Annotated in this window: 15 protein-coding genes; 6 read left to right on the top strand and 9 right to left on the bottom strand. The window is 37.7% G+C overall.

Translation table 11 applies throughout. The features are described 5' to 3' along the window. Positions 1-292: 292 nt before the first annotated feature. Complete coding sequence (locus AB1471_RS12865; RefSeq protein WP_367780170.1) at positions 293-1459, bottom strand: beta-propeller fold lactonase family protein; 1167 nt, start codon at positions 1457-1459, stop codon at positions 293-295. A 967-nt stretch (positions 1460-2426) separates the two neighbouring features. Further along, complete coding sequence (locus AB1471_RS12860) at positions 2427-3164, bottom strand: sulfite exporter TauE/SafE family protein (protein ID WP_367780169.1); 738 nt, start codon at positions 3162-3164, stop codon at positions 2427-2429. A 457-nt stretch (positions 3165-3621) separates the two neighbouring features. Here AB1471_RS12860 and AB1471_RS12855 point away from each other — a divergent pair, with 457 nt between their 5' ends. Then, positions 3622-3924 (top strand): hypothetical protein, encoded by a 303-nt coding sequence (locus tag AB1471_RS12855; protein WP_367780168.1) that lies wholly within the window; start codon positions 3622-3624, stop codon positions 3922-3924. A gap of 37 nt (positions 3925-3961) precedes the next feature. Here the strand turns inward: AB1471_RS12855 and AB1471_RS12850 are convergent, their stop codons facing one another. From AB1471_RS12850 to AB1471_RS12830, 5 genes are all read right to left on the bottom strand, one after another. Continuing rightward, complete coding sequence (locus AB1471_RS12850; protein ID WP_367780167.1) at positions 3962-4405, bottom strand: GNAT family N-acetyltransferase; 444 nt, start codon at positions 4403-4405, stop codon at positions 3962-3964. A gap of 119 nt (positions 4406-4524) precedes the next feature. Beyond that, entirely contained in the window at positions 4525-4986 is a 462-nt protein-coding gene (locus AB1471_RS12845; protein WP_367780176.1) for a P-loop NTPase, read from the bottom strand. Positions 4987-5167: 181 nt separating this feature from the next. Next, a complete protein-coding gene (locus AB1471_RS12840; protein WP_367780166.1) occupies positions 5168-5617 on the bottom strand; it encodes a GNAT family N-acetyltransferase in 450 nt (149 codons plus the stop codon). A gap of 75 nt (positions 5618-5692) precedes the next feature. After that, positions 5693-6406: a class I SAM-dependent methyltransferase gene (locus tag AB1471_RS12835; RefSeq protein WP_367780165.1), complete on the bottom strand. Its 714-nt coding sequence runs from the start codon at positions 6404-6406 to the stop codon at positions 5693-5695. Between the two features lie 92 nt (positions 6407-6498). After that, complete coding sequence (locus AB1471_RS12830; RefSeq protein ID WP_367780164.1) at positions 6499-6816, bottom strand: YppG family protein; 318 nt, start codon at positions 6814-6816, stop codon at positions 6499-6501. 170 nt (positions 6817-6986) lie between these two features. Here AB1471_RS12830 and AB1471_RS12825 point away from each other — a divergent pair, with 170 nt between their 5' ends. Further along, positions 6987-7769, top strand: coding sequence for a DUF2268 domain-containing putative Zn-dependent protease (locus tag AB1471_RS12825; protein WP_367780163.1), 783 nt, complete (start codon positions 6987-6989; stop codon positions 7767-7769). 112 nt (positions 7770-7881) lie between these two features. On the opposite strand, the gene AB1471_RS12820 is transcribed toward AB1471_RS12825, so the two are convergent. Then, a complete protein-coding gene (locus AB1471_RS12820) occupies positions 7882-8208 on the bottom strand; it encodes a hypothetical protein (RefSeq protein WP_367780162.1) in 327 nt (108 codons plus the stop codon). A gap of 758 nt (positions 8209-8966) precedes the next feature. Here AB1471_RS12820 and AB1471_RS12815 point away from each other — a divergent pair. The 4 genes from AB1471_RS12815 (at position 8967) to asnB (ending at position 14302) form a co-directional block, all read left to right on the top strand. Beyond that, entirely contained in the window at positions 8967-9113 is a 147-nt protein-coding gene (locus tag AB1471_RS12815; RefSeq protein WP_367780161.1) for a YjcZ family sporulation protein, read from the top strand. 306 nt (positions 9114-9419) lie between these two features. Continuing rightward, entirely contained in the window at positions 9420-10076 is a 657-nt protein-coding gene (locus tag AB1471_RS12810; protein WP_367780160.1) for a GDSL-type esterase/lipase family protein, read from the top strand. A 539-nt stretch (positions 10077-10615) separates the two neighbouring features. Continuing rightward, positions 10616-12175: a Vga family ABC-F type ribosomal protection protein gene (locus AB1471_RS12805; protein WP_367780159.1), complete on the top strand. Its 1560-nt coding sequence runs from the start codon at positions 10616-10618 to the stop codon at positions 12173-12175. A 282-nt stretch (positions 12176-12457) separates the two neighbouring features. Further along, the gene (asnB, locus tag AB1471_RS12800) at positions 12458-14302 is read left to right on the top strand and encodes an asparagine synthase (glutamine-hydrolyzing) (protein WP_367780158.1); all 1845 of its coding nucleotides are present in this window, start codon (positions 12458-12460) and stop codon (positions 14300-14302) included. Positions 14303-14417: 115 nt separating this feature from the next. Here asnB and AB1471_RS12795 read toward each other — a convergent pair whose 3' ends face one another. Continuing rightward, the gene (locus tag AB1471_RS12795; protein ID WP_367780157.1) at positions 14418-14912 is read right to left on the bottom strand and encodes a GNAT family N-acetyltransferase; all 495 of its coding nucleotides are present in this window, start codon (positions 14910-14912) and stop codon (positions 14418-14420) included. Positions 14913-15303 lie beyond the last annotated feature (391 nt).

The raw sequence follows: 15303 nt of genomic DNA, 5'->3' as shown, positions 1-15303 counted from the left end.
CTTTTGATACGGCAGATGCAAGTTCGGGGGTTGATGCGCCACCTCCCATCGGTGCTTGCACGATAGGAAACGGAAAAGATTGTAGAACCATCCACTCACCTCACAAAAAATTTCTCCTAAATGTTGAACTCATGAAAACTCTTAAAGATTCTTTATCTTATATCTATTGTACATGATTTATTTTTAAATATTATATATTCTGAAATGATTCAAAACATTTTGTTTGCCATAAGGCTACAGTCGTACTAAATAAAACCCTTCTGAATCTACTGCTCGATATAGAATCAGAATTTTAGTTTGGACTGAAGGCGACATCGATCGGTCCTGCGCCAACCTCAATATTAGTGATGACAGAATGTGTTTTTGTATCAATGGCAGAAACAGTGTTAGAAATGCGATTCACCACATAAGCCACTTGGCTATTAGGGGTAAAGGCGAGATATTGTGGTGCAGCACCCACCTCAACAGTGTCAATGATGGAATGCGTTTTTGTATCGATGACGGAAACGGTACCTGATAATGCATTTGTCACATAAGCCACTTGACCATTAGGAGTGAATGCACCCTTTTTTAAGCCGATGAAAGAAAGATGGGGGGTGAATGCACGACCATCAATCGGAACAGTGTCAATGACAGAATATGTTTTTGTATCGATGACGGAAACAGCTCCAACTATGTCATTCATGACGTAAGCCAGTTTTCCATTAGGTGAGAGGGCGATATCACTAAAATAACTCGCAACCTCAATTTCAGCAATAATAGAATGCGTTTTCGTGTCGATCACTGTGATAAAGTTAGAAACTATATTCTCTACATATACTACTTGTCCATTAGGAGCAACAACGATATCTGTTGGAGCGCCTCCAACGTGAATATTTTCAATAACAGAATGAGTTTCTGTATCAATGACGGAGACGGTACCTCCTGTATGAGTTACATAAGCCAATTTCCCATTAGGAATAAAGGTTACATTTTGTGGGGATTCTTCGACTTCAACAGTACCTATAACGGAATGGTCTTCCGTATCCATAACGGCAACAGTATCACCGAAAGCATTTGACACATAAGCGTATTGACCGTCAGGAGTGAAGGCGATATCCACTGGCTCACCATGGTTCTGAGAGCTATCTACAATCTCGAGGGTAGTAACGAAAGAATGTGTTTTTGTGTTGATGACAGAAACAGTTCCATCTGCATTCGCTACATAAGCCAATTGTCCATTTGGAGAAAAGGAAACCTTTTGCGGACTAAAACCAACATCAACTGTCTTAATAACAGAATGTGTTTTTGTATCAATAACGGAAACACTACTAGAAAAATCATTCGCCACATAAGCAAATGGTTGAGAGGAACTCTCTTCACCTTCACTAGTTTCTGCGTGTACGAGTGATTCTAACGGTGTAAAAACGGCTAATAAAAATGCTAATCCAATAACTATGTACAGCTTCCATTTTTTCATAAACTGTCTCTTCCTTTCATGGTTAATAACATGTGATTCTGCGCTAGATGAAAATCCCCCATTAGGAACAAAGCTACTTATCATTAACACAGTTGAAACAGGATACTAGTGAATCATTAACTCATAACCATTGCATCACCTCACTAGTCTAATTCTTCAAATGAATATAAATATCCTTCTTAATATTCTGATAACAAAACGAGACAAGTGGAAGATTTTATATTTGGGACGTTTGTTACCTTCATTACCTATGAAAAAACTATTTGAAATGGCGCTTGGAGAAGGTATCTTGTTGAATTCGGGGAACGTTGAATCAGGCTGATCAATATTTACGTATCTCCTATTTTTAGGAGTAAGAAGTTTAAAAGAAATACAAGAGTAGGGTGGAGTCACGAGATTAAAATACCAACTGCGGCCAGCGATAGACGAGTTAATTTGAAAATTAGATTATAAAAAGATTACTAAAATTTCTACAATCATACCCGAAGTTAGATTTAGTCATACTAGCGTTATTCATCTACTACATTGTGGTAGATGATGATAAATTTCTCGCATTTATTGTTATTGCTGCAACTGTTACCAGGGGAGTGTACTACTATTATCAAGGTGAAGACAGCGAAAACTAGCTATCTGTAAAATATAGGTGTTTGAAAGCTGGTTGAGTGATCGTTTCGTGCACACTTAAAAGTGAAAAGGCATGAACCATTCATGACAGATTGGTGTAGTGCAGGTAGAGTGGGCTACCCACACTACACCAACCTGTCATGAGTATTTCTATGTCCATTTTTACACGTTCGTTCGTTTTTTGTATAAGCAACGAGTAAACCTTCCTCTAATTGTTTTTCATCCTCGCTTAACACTGAGAGACTTTAGCTCGACAGTCAGGAGAATCTTTCCCGGTTTGTTATAATATAGTCGGGTGTACGATCAGCACCTTTTTGTATAGGTAGTGTAACTTGATTGCTTATTAAACAAAGATTAATTTTAAACCAGCAATCACTAAGACAATCGCTAACGTTCTTCTAATGATCGTTTTATTTAACCTTTTTGTTCCGAGATTCGAGCCGATTAACCCACCAGCTATAGCAGAAACAGCGAGGTATGGCCAATAGGATGGGAGCATTTGTACACTTGAAATATGTCCCAATAAACCTGATAAGGAATTGACAAAAATAAATAGGGCAGCGATTCCAGAGGTTTGTTTGGTCGTTGCCCAGCCTAGGAGTAGTAACAAGGGACTTAGGAAAATCCCTCCACCTACGCCAATAATGCCAGATAAAAAGCCCATTCCCATTCCACTTAAGATGGCGAAAAAGAGGGGGATCTTTTTTATGTCTTTTTCTTCTTTTTTACTCGTTACAACAAAGTGATAAGCACTAAATAAAAGCACAACCCCTGCGATAATTTTGTATGTGTGAGAAGGTACTTGAAGTGCTCCTCCTAAATAGGCAAAAGGAATGGCTGGAAGGGCAAATGGTAGAAAAATAGACCACGAGAAAAACTTTGCACGATAAAAGCGAACGGAAGCTAGTCCTGAAACAAGTAAATTAAGCACGAGTCCAACAGGTTTCATGACAAATGGAGAAACGCCAAATAGCGCCATTGCCGCCAAGTAACCAGAAGCCCCTCCATGACCGACAGCAGAGTAGAGAATCGCAGCAATAAATATGAACATGCACAAAAGTGAAATCTCAGTCGCGCTCACCGTTAACCCTCCAAAAGCTAGATTTAAAATTAAATTGAATAATTGTACTCGCCATTATTACCACCTTTTTTCTGTGTAATCCGCGGATGCGTCGAGTTTATCGAAGTCTGTGCGGCGGATATCCGCGAATGCGTAGTGTTTATCGAAGCATGCCGAGCACATATCCGCGCATGATGTCAAAAGTACTAACTAAATAAAGTGGACGCTTAAAGATTAAAAAGTCTCCAAAGCCTGTCATTTAAACAATGTTGTCATTACTTCGTACGTGACGTCTCTGGAGTAAAGCATGTTCTTCCACCTGTTAAAATTATAGCTTGTAAAGGGGGTTTTTACACCATGTTTCAATATATAAAAAAAGAGCGGAACAAGTACGTTCTGCTCTTAGATTCTTGACCCATCTATGATTGCTCAATTAAAAGCAATAATCTTCTAATTAGAGAGAAAAGCGAAACCTTTTATGATCTTATTCGTAGCTATTAGAAAAGGCGGTGTAAATATTGAAAAAGTATCTTGTTTTATAATTAGTTTCGCGCTGTTAAACACCGTATTTCAAGTTTTATCAGGCTTGGTACTTACTGCTTATTATGTTCCCGATATTCCTGATTTCTCTTCTATGAACAGTAATTTAAGTCAAGAAGTAGTGTTTGGAGTATCTTCAATAATTCCTTTTCCTTTATTATCAACTTTAATTACAGCTACATTAGCCTATTTCTTCTCTCAAAAATTTTTTATAACTCCCCAAACTAAATCTAATGAGTGAAATTTAGTTTGAAATGATCCCCTAAGGCTATTTGATTTTAACTAGTTTCTTTCCAATCCTTTGACAACATCCCATAGACTGAATGGTCAACATAATGATCATATAACCATTCTGCTTGTCTGATACATCCTTCTTTTACAAAACCTAATCTTTCAGGAATGCTTTTACTTTTATTATTTTCCACAGCTGCCCTAATTTCAACCTTATCTAGGCTCAACTCACTGAAAGCGTATTCGGTCAAAGCCTTAGCTACCTTAGTCATGATTCCTTTTCCTTGGAATTCTTCTCCGATCCAATATCCTATATATGCTGTTTTGTTTGACCAATTTATAATGTTATAACCAGCCACTCCTACGATTTCTCCGTTGAATAAAATAACGGTATTCAGGCTCTTATTCTCAGCATGACCTTTTAAACAAGCTTGAATAAACCCTTTGGTATGTTCTATTTTTGTTGTAGTATCAATCCAAGGTAGCCACATAGAAATTTCTTTTTATTCTATAATTTTACTCTTAGAAGTACAAGTGTTAATTAGCCATGAAGAATTTAACTGGAACAGGGGGGGAAGAATAAAAAAGTACCATGACAGTGGCACTTTTTTTACTGGCTTATTTCATTAATAATTGATCTGCTTTTTGCGTATAAGAGAGAATCTTCTCTGTAGATTGCTGCTTGTTCTCGTTTATTAAAGGTTCGATTGGAAGCTGTGCGATCATTTCCGTTTCTAACAAGGCTAATCTTACTTCGCCATCCTGAGTGAAAAGGTAATGCATTTTTGCAACTTTCTGGAGCAGTAAAATAACTTATGTTTTCAACAATTACTACTATATCGTGGTTTGCTTTTTGTGCCATCACTCCTGCACGTTCTGCAACATGAGCAGCAGTAGGGTGAGGGGGCGTCACAATAATTTCTTTGCATGTTGAGATATGGTGATGTATGTCCAATGCAATATCACCTGTTCTTGGTAGTAAATCCAGTATCATATAATCTATTTCCCCAAAAATAACATCCTTTGTGAAATGTTCAACCATTTTGCCAAGCATTGGTCCACGCCAAACGATCGATTCATTTCCTTTTACTATATCGGGGTAGCAATGACTTAGTACTAATAGCCATCTTAGTGTTTATAAGATGGCATCAAACGTACCTAATGATAAAGACGAAACGCGCTAACGTCCCGTTAATGAAACAATCACCCTACATTCAGTTGTCATGAACGGAGGGTGATTGTTTCTTCTATTTCTAAGGAGACAGATCTAAGTCTTTTTGCATCAATGTTGACACATCGTTAAAGCCAAGTTTGTAATAAAGGTTTTTCACAGGGTTCCCTGAAAATACGTTCAATTGAACTTTTTGATAGCCGTGTTCCTTTAATTTACTGAATGCTTCCATGCATAATTTTTCGGCAATTCCTTGTTTACGATATTGTGGTAGGACAAAAATTTCTGGAATAAATCCGACCATTTCATCTGTGTAATAGTCAAATATTTTTCCGACACCAATCCATCCTTGAATCACATTATTTTCAATATGAACAAGGTAAAACCCACCATCGGACAAAAACGGAGAAACCAATTGAAGTGCTTTCTCTTGACTCTGTTCAACAGACCCCATGGTTGCTTCCTTTAATACAACTAAACTGTAATTCAATATTGTTTGTGTCTCACTATAAGTAGCTTTTCTGATTGTCATCTAACTTTGCCTCTCCTTTGAATAGAGATAAATAGGGCAAGAGATATAATCGGAAAAAGTGTGCCTATTCACTTTTTATTCGCAACACCTAAATACACGAAAACCAAGTGCATCCTTGTAGACTTTTGTTAGGTGTTCGTGTTCTGCAAAAATGTCATAGAATTCATCATCTATTTTCTCTGAAAGTGAAAAATCAGGAGCATTTTGTACATCATTTTTATCAAATGGTAGGTTGGATTTCTTTGCACTTATTTGTTTAAATCCAGCTTTTTGAAAATAGTTATACCATTCGGATTCAGTTCTTAATTGAGAAAATCCATAAAAATTAGAGATTTTTTCTGATTCCTCTTCAGAAATTGACTTTTCCAGTACCATTTCAATGGCAAGCAAAACACCTTTTGGCTTTAATACTCTTTTCATTTCTGGAATGGTCAAGGAGACATCTGTAAATGATATGACCGATTCTGAAAGAATCATATCAAATGAAGCTTCATCAAATGGGAGATCTTCACTGCTCCCTTGCTTAACCTCGATCGGTAAATGTAAGGATGAAAATCTTTGTTTTGCCTTATCCAGCATGAGTTTATTGCAATCTAAGGCAGTAACTTTGCACTTATACTGTTCTGCAATGTATGAAGAGGTTTGACCTGTTCCGCATCCAACGTCAAGAACGGATGTTGTCTCATCTATTTTTTCTGATGATAAAAGGTTTCTTGTTAGTTGAAGACCCCCAGGATGTGCACCTCCAACTCCGAATAATGCCAAACAATCAAGATATGTGTAATCCACATTAACCCCACCTTTGCGGGAAAATTTTTGCAAAACAAATCCTAAGCACTTATCATAATTAATCTTTCACGTATGACAGGGGGATTTTTTGATTATAATTTAATGAACTTGAGTAACGGACTCATCTGGTTATATAACCCATGCATTTGTTGTGCGGTTGATGAAATCTTCTTGAAATCGAATTTTCCCTCATCAGTTTTAAAATGAGATAATAAAGCATTCGGTTTTTTTTGGAATTGTTGACCTTGTAATGGTCTGCCAGGTTGGCCTTGTAATGGTATGCGAGGTCGACCTTGTAATGGTCTCCCAGGTTGAACATGTGAATATTGTGGCATTGGTTGTCTTGGTCGCATCGGTGGCATCGGTCGTCCAGGTGGCATTGGTGGTCCCGGTGGTCTTCCAAAAAACATAAATAAAACACCTCCCCTATTTAAGATATATTGTATTCAAAAGAAAGTTTTATGGGACGGTATCTGTCCTGTATTTATTTTTTTGTCTAGTAGGAGGTAGTGGAACAGGTTCACGTTTAGTTGATGAGTGAATATAGTATTAGACGTAATGTACATTTAGGGGTGATGATATGAGTGTTATTAGAACAGATAAATGGTTACTGAACTCATATGATAAACCAATTGAATTATGTGAAAAGGTAAAGGAATTTTTCGGTAACGCCCGAGCTTCCGAAATTCACCCTTATCTAATTCGACATGGAATGTACCGCCGTCCTTTTAAGAATGGAAAAGAGCTAGTGAGAAAATTAAAGGAAAATAGAGTATGGGAGATTGTACAAAAAGAGGAACAGCAACTTAAAAAAATATGGGAAGGACCAAATATTCCTATTTTTATTTTTCCGTCAGATAACAATCGAGAATTAATACAGAATTTTAATGGAAAATCTGGTTTGGCCTTTAAAGATAAACTATTTCTATTCATTTCTGAGGATAACACTGAAAAAGAAATAAGGGCAGTGTTTACGCATGAGTATAACCATGTCTGTCGGTTATCCCAATTGCAAAAAAATGAAAAGGATTACGTATTATTAGACACAATTATTTTGGAAGGGTTAGCTGAAAATGCAGTTCGTGAAAGGTTTGGTGAAGAGTTTGTAGGGAAGTGGACATCTTATTACTCAAATGAAGAGCTAGAGAGAATATGGAAAAAGCTATTACTTCCAAATAAAAATATCCGAAGGTTGGACCGTAAACACCAACAAATATTGTATGGAGCCCGTTCTTACCCAAAAATGGCAGGGTACTGTGTTGGTTACTACTTAGTTAAGAAATATATGAAAGCGAATAGCCTAACATGTAAAGACCTATTAAATTATAAATCTGATGATATTGCTCAAATAAAAGACAATTAATGTAGATACGTAAATAAGAGGAATATTCATTTCCAATTACCTAAAGTACGCTACAAAAAACAGACGAAAAAGCTCTCGTCTGTTTTTATTTTGTTCTCGTTCCTCCAATAACTTAAATGAAGAAAAGTGAAGCTAAAGCCACTCCTGCGATTAAGCCTACAGCTATTCCAATTCCTAAACCAGGTCGAAAAGGGCGGTACCCATATCCACCGTACCCATATCCACCATATCCACCAGAACCACCATACCCACCATATCTATATCCACCATATCCACCGCCAAAACCACCTAAATTTCTACGACCCTGAGGCATTAAATATACGTTATCGTTGTCCACATGCGTAATAACCCCCCTGTGGACTCTTCCATCAGAGGTTCTTAGATCAACAGCTCTACCTTTGTATTGTCGGCATAGTCCATGATAATGTCCATATGACATCTTTACACCTCCATATCCTAAGAATATATGACATTATATTCATTAACATGAAAGGTCGTAAAGGACAGATGTATTAGGATATTAGTGGAAATTAATAATCTGCAAATTAATACGACTGATTATTATGTATTTATTACCAATTAAATGATATCGCCTATTCTGGTACGATCGTCAGCGACAAAAGCAACATACTGTACAGGAGAGGGTTTAACGTTGAATGGTTCAGGCTTTAAAACACGATCGAGTTCAACGTTTCAGCCCCATCAAAGAACCCCCTGTTCACGGACGGATTCTAATTTTTCTTTGGAAATGAAACGCGCAAATAGTTGAAATACTAAAATGACTGTTTCATTGGAGAAAAAAGACAATGTTCCGTATAGGATGCTCAAAAGGTGTTTCATTTGATTGTCAGCCGGTGCAAGCGGACGAAACGACGAAAGCGATCGAGAATGTTCTTTTATTAATCAATTCATAAGTACATCCAGTATGTCATCCATGTATGTTCATCCTGCTAATATAGGACTTAATAAATGTTGGTTTTTAAAAAAATAGCCCAATTAACAACAATAGAGGATATTACCTATCTCGAAATTTACTTAATCTACATATATTAGTAACAAAGGTCATGGAGGTGTTTGATGAGTTAGCTATAGTGAGGTTTGTCCTTAATTGTAGTGTTGTTAATCCTATAATTATTGTTATAGGTTCATCTTACGTTTGATCTTGATATTAAATAATGAATGTTGGGAGGTTTTATTATGGCATTTGGAACTGGGTATGGATGTGGATGTAGCTATGTCGAACCTATGCCTGAGCCGCCTAGAGGCTGTGGGTGTTTTCCGATTATTGTCGTGTTATTTATCCTTCTCGTAATCATCGGATGCGTATGTTTGAAAGGATATTAAAAGGTACGTGAACAAAAAGAGGCTGACATAGAAGGTCGTTAAAAACCCTCTGGTCCCTCTTTTTTTAATTATACTGTTTGAAGTGCTAAAAATCCTCATTTTCCTCGACTTATACATTTCGTACAGTTGTTGACTTACCCAAGAATTTTTCAATCATGTTTCTACTTCCAAAGATTTCTTCTATTTTGCATTTTTTATTATATAAATTTTTCATACCCAAAAGCAGATATAAACGCTAGTTACAAAATATTTTCTCGTATCTCCTTACTTGAATAAATAAAAAAATATTATGGAGTGTTAGATGAAATGAAAATGAACGATGAAAAAGTAATTGACTACGTTGCACTAGGGGATTCGTTAACTACTGGTGTGGGTATTCTCCCGTTCGATCCAGGGTTTGTTGAAAGATATGCAGGTTTGACTAGAGGCAAATTAAATATGCCAGTTAGACTTTATAAACACGATAAAGTGGGGGCAACAACAAGCGACTTACTTCAATCTTTACGATCAGATGACTATAACAAAACAGTTTTAAGGCACGCTGATATCATCACCGTCACGATTGGAGGAAATGACTTAATCCAAGCTGGAAAAGCATTTCTTCAAAACAAAGATGAAAACGTTCTATTCCAAGCACTTGATACAAGTATAAAAAACATAAGCGCAATTATTACTATATTAAACGAATTAGTAAGTAAGTATGAAGGACCATTTATCATTCGTCTAACAAACCTTTATAATCCGCTTCCTCAAGTTCCACAAGCAGACATATGGGTACAAAAATTTAATGAACATCTTCAAGGATTCTCATCAATTAGTAATCTTAAAGTAGCAAATATTTATTCTATTTTTAAAGGGAATACCAAAACCCTTTTATCTTCAGATGGTATTCATCCGAATCAACAAGGATATGATCAAATGGCCCGAGCCGTTTATAATCTTGGTTACAATCCTTTAGCCTAGCGCCCCTGTGAAAGAAACAATACAGTTATTCGTGTTTTCTACAATTGACAAAAATTCGTGGAAGCTAGATGAGAACAATCATTTTTAGGAAAACATACGATCATATGTTATTTTTAGGAGTAAGGACCAATACTGATTGTATCGATAATTAACGATAAATTCTTTACCATAACTATGGTAAACGATTAATAGTTGAAGATATACTTTTAAATATTCCTACTATTCTTGACATAGGATCGATTGGTCATATAAAATGTAGCTAACATAAAACGGAAGGGTGACTCGAGTTAATGAAGTACTAATCCTATTTTTAGAAAAGCATTCGTTCATAAAAAATGAGTTTGGCCAAAGGGAGAAACCTGTCCTTTTTAAGCCAACCATCTTTTGGTTCGTTCGTTTTCTGAATAGGATTGTACGGTGCTTGAGTTAGGCAACAAGGGGACGAGTCTCTTTGTGCTTATTCACCACCCATGCCTCCTATTCGGAATTCGGATAGGGGGCTTTTTTGTCCCTAAATTGTGAAAAATGGGGATGATGAAATGATCGTATTAGAGGGAAATCAATTAAAGAAATCAGTGAAAGATCAGTTGTTATTTGAAGCACACCAACTAAGAATTTATCGCGGTGATCGTATCGGATTAGTGGGCAGGAATGGCAGTGGGAAGACGACGTTATTAGCCGTCCTTGCGGGTGAAATAAGCGTTGATGAGGGTGTGATAACAACCGATTCCACTCGCTATTTGCTGCCGCAGCTAAAACGTTTGGATCGCGTGAAAAGTGGTGGAGAAATCACACAAGAATACATCAACAAGGCATTGGCAGAAAAACCTGATATTTTATTTGCAGATGAGCCGACGACTAATTTAGATACAGAACACGTTGAACGGTTAGAGTCCATGCTTGATCGGTTCAATGGTGCGGTCGTTATTGTGTCACATGATCGTGCTTTTCTTGACAAACTTTGCACGAAGATTTGGCAGATTGAAGAACAGAAGGTTACTGAATTCAAAGGAAATTACCGCTCCTATCGTGAACAAAAGGAACAGATGAATCGTCAGCATGAAGCAGCTTATGATCACTATAGTAAGAAAAAGAAACATCTTGAAACTGCAATTAAAGCCAAGGAACAACGAGCACAACGAGCAACAAAAAAACCAAAAGATGGAACAGATATAGCGAACACCAAGCCCTATTTTGCAAAAAAGCAAAAGAAGCTACAAAAAACAGCTAAAGCACTTGAAAAAAGAGTAGACCAGCTAGAAGTTGTAGAAAAGCCAAAGCAACCAACTACCATTAAAATGAACATTCCCAATGAGGAGGCAATCGTAGGGAGAAGTGTCATTCGTGTCAATCAACATACGGTTGAAGCTGGCAACAGGATGTTGTTTACCACACCTAGTGTTGCATGTAAGGGTGGAGAAAAAATTGCGGTGATTGGCAAGAATGGTGTTGGTAAAACGACCTTACTCAAGCAACTTGTTCAAGGGCATGAAGAAGTGACGATCTCTCCTGCAGTAAAGATGGGCTACTTCAGTCAAAATCTTGATATTTTACAGGTGAACCATTCCATTTTAGAAAATGTCCAATCCACATCCATCTACCAAGAAGATCTTGTTCGAACAGTTTTGGCCAGGCTGCATTTTTACAGTGATGATGTGCATAAGCCTGTACAGGTTTTGAGTGGAGGCGAGCGAGTAAAAGTCGCTTTTGCCAAGGTGTTTCTAGGTGATCTAAACGTACTCATCATGGATGAACCAACGAATTATCTTGATATTGAAGCGGTGGAAGCACTAGAAAGCTTATTAAAGGATTACAAAGGGACCGTCATTTTTGTGTCACATGATCGGCGTTTGATCGACAACGTGGCAACAAGAGTGGTGGAAATTAAAGATGGAAAGCTTAGCGTTTTTGAAGGAGATTATCAAGTATTTACTCGTCATACTCATCTTCCTGAGCGTGATGATCAGGAAGATGAGTTACTCGTAATTGAGACGAAACTATCGGAAGTTCTCAGTAAGCTTAGTCTTGAACCAACGAAAGAGCTGGATGAAGAATGGCATCGATTAGTGGCATTGAAGAGAAAGGTATCCAAAAAGTAATCATGTTAAAACAGGAGGGAGGCGCTTGATGTTAACCACCTCATGGTATAGAGGCATGCGCAACCCACAGCAAGCTAAAAATGTGTTTAGAAAAGAGGGTCTGGTGCGAATAAGTGCCAGATCTTTTTGTATTTGAACCAGTCGATTTAGTTATGACTTCATTCTACTTCATTCACCCAAAGCGAATCATATCAACTCTTTCTTGCCGTTTTCACTTAGTCACATAAATCACTGCTTCATGCATATATATAGTTGATGATCAAAAAGAAAGGGTGTTCGCCCATGTGTGGAATTACTGGTTGGATTGACTGGAAGCAAGATCTTTCAAATGAAGAACCCCTAATGAAAAAAATGACGCAAACACTTGAAAAGCGGGGACCTGATGCGTCTAATATAAAGGGCACACCTCATGCACTACTCGGTCATACAAGACTCGTTGTAGTGGATCCTTCTGGTGGTGGCCAGCCAATGACTAAAAACATTCATGATCGAGACTATACATTGGTTTATAACGGAGAACTATACAATACGGAAGAGATTCGTGCAGAATTACTTAAGAGAGGTCACACATTCAAATCACATTCAGATACAGAGGTCTTACTGACAGCGTATATGGAGTGGGAAGAGCAGTGTGTTGATCATTTTAACGGAATTTTTGCTTTTGCGATTTGGGATCATTCAAAAGAACAATTGTTTATAGCGAGAGATCGGCTTGGTGTAAAACCGCTTTTTTATCGACAAGAACAAGGTTCGTTGATTTTTGCCTCTGAGTTGAAGGCGATTCTTGCTCATACTGAAGTAAAGACAGAGGTCGATATTGAAGGTTTACAAGAAATTTTCGGAATCGGTCCCGCTCGCACACCCGGGCATGGCGTTTTTAAAGAAGTAAAAGAATTACGTCCAGCTCATGCGATGATTTTTAATCGAAATGGATTAAAGGTGTGGCGTTATTGGAATGTAAAAAGTAGGCCCCATAACGACTCACTTAATGAAACAGCCCAGCATGTACGCTATTTATTGAAAGATGCCGTTGAGAGGCAATTAGTGGCAGATGTTCCGGTTTGTACTTTTTTATCTGGTGGAGTAGATTCCAGTGCAATCAGCTCCTTTGCGTCAGATTATATGAGAAATGAGGGTAGGGGAGAGCTCCATACGTACTCGATTGACTACGAGCAAAATAGTCATTATTTTAAAGCAAGCGCATTTCAACCGAAAGAGGATGCACCTGCCATCCAGTTAATGCAACATTATTTACGTTCTTCGCATCACACCTCTGTCATGGATAACGAAGAGCTCGCACATCGTTTGAATGATGCAATGAGAATGCGGGATTTACCAGGAATGGCGGATGTGGATTCTTCCCTTCTATGGTTTTGTGAGCAAATAAAAAAAGATTTCACTGTTGGGTTATCTGGAGAATGTGCAGATGAAATTTTTGGTGGGTATCCGTGGTTTTATAAAGAGGAGCTCTTAAATGCTGGTAATTTCCCATGGATGAGATCTCAAGCTGAAAGGGAGACATTACTGAATCCGGAGTGGAAGAAAAAACTTCGTTTAAGCGATTATGTGCAAGATCGTTATAGAGAAATGGTTGCAGAAACACCGTATTTAGATGGTGAAACGCAAGAAGAAGCTAAGCGAAGAGAAATGTCATACATCAACATGGTAAGCTTTATGACGACTCTTTTGGATCGTAAGGATCGTATGAGTATGGGAGCAAGTCTAGAAGTCCGTGTGCCATTTGCTGACCATCGACTTGTTGAATATGCATGGAACATTCCGTGGAACATGAAGAGGTTACATGGTCAAGAAAAAGGAATTTTACGTAAAGCGTTAGAAGGTGTTTTGCCACTTGAAATTCTTTACCGCAAAAAGAGCCCGTATCCTAAAACGTATCACCCAGCCTATACACGTGCAGTAAAATCAATGCTTCAAGATGTGATTCAACGACCTTCATCGCCAATTCTTGAATTTTTATCAAAAGAAAAACTAGAGGAATTAGTCCAATCAAACGGATCTTCATTTAAAGGACCGTGGTTTGGTCAACTCATGTCAGGTCCTCAATTGATTGCTCATCTCGTTCAGTTAAACACATGGTTTGAAGAATATAACGTGAAAGTAGTGTGAAGGAACTGTCTTTGGCAGTTTCTTTTTTTTCGCTATTCAGTGGTTGTCTATGCCAAGATACATACAAGTTAGGAATAAAAAAGGTGCTTGAAAAATTCTCAAACGCCTTTGCGACTTAATCCTTAATAATCAATTGATAAAAGTGCACGTCCTGCCACTGGTCAAATTTATAACCAACTTCTTTAAAACAACCTGCAAATTCAAAACCAAATCGTTCGTGAAGTTTTACGCTTGCTTCATTTCCACCAGTAATTCCACCAATCATTACGTGATAACCTAAAGATCTAGCGTGTTGGATAATTTCTTCCATCAATTTCTTACCCACGCCTTTACCTTGAAAAGCTGGGGAGATGTAGATCGACAATTCCGTCGTATCTTCGTAAGCATCCTTGTCTCTGAATGGATTTAAGCAACTGTACCCTGCCACTTCTCCATTGATCTCAGCAACAATTAATGGGTATTTCCCTCCATACTTTTCAAACCAAACCATTCGCTCTGCTAGTGGTTGCTCGACCAAATCAAACGTTGCCACTGTATGTAAAATGGCATCATTATATATTTTTGTTATCGCAGGAACATCTGAAAGAAGTGCTTCTCTTATGTTTACCATGATTATCCTCCATCTCATTACTCATTTCCCTTTATTAGTGTACGTTAAAAAATGGTCTTTAGGAAACACTTTTGTTTGTAGGGAAATTAGGTCAAGAACTTTCCCCACATGACGTTCATTGTCCACGATTGTTTCTATGACGATTCGTGGAGTCTTTTCAGAGATTGGAAGTAACTAATCATCTATTTCGATGTAATTCTCATACAGATCAAACTAACCCCCCTAGGAAGCTAATCTCTCACCTAGGGGGGAGTGTGTAATAAAAAAAGCACGCCGAAGGATGCTAAGAGTGATCAATTACAAATACCGGCGGGGTCACTAGTGTCCACATTTATTCCCTTTGAATTTATTATTCTTCGATATTGAAACTCCCATTACCGAACGAACGGTT

It is taken from the genome of Jeotgalibacillus marinus, assembly GCF_040801915.1.
Lineage (GTDB): Bacteria > Bacillota > Bacilli > Bacillales > Jeotgalibacillaceae > Jeotgalibacillus > Jeotgalibacillus marinus.
This window is presented reverse-complemented; position numbering and strand designations above follow the sequence as displayed.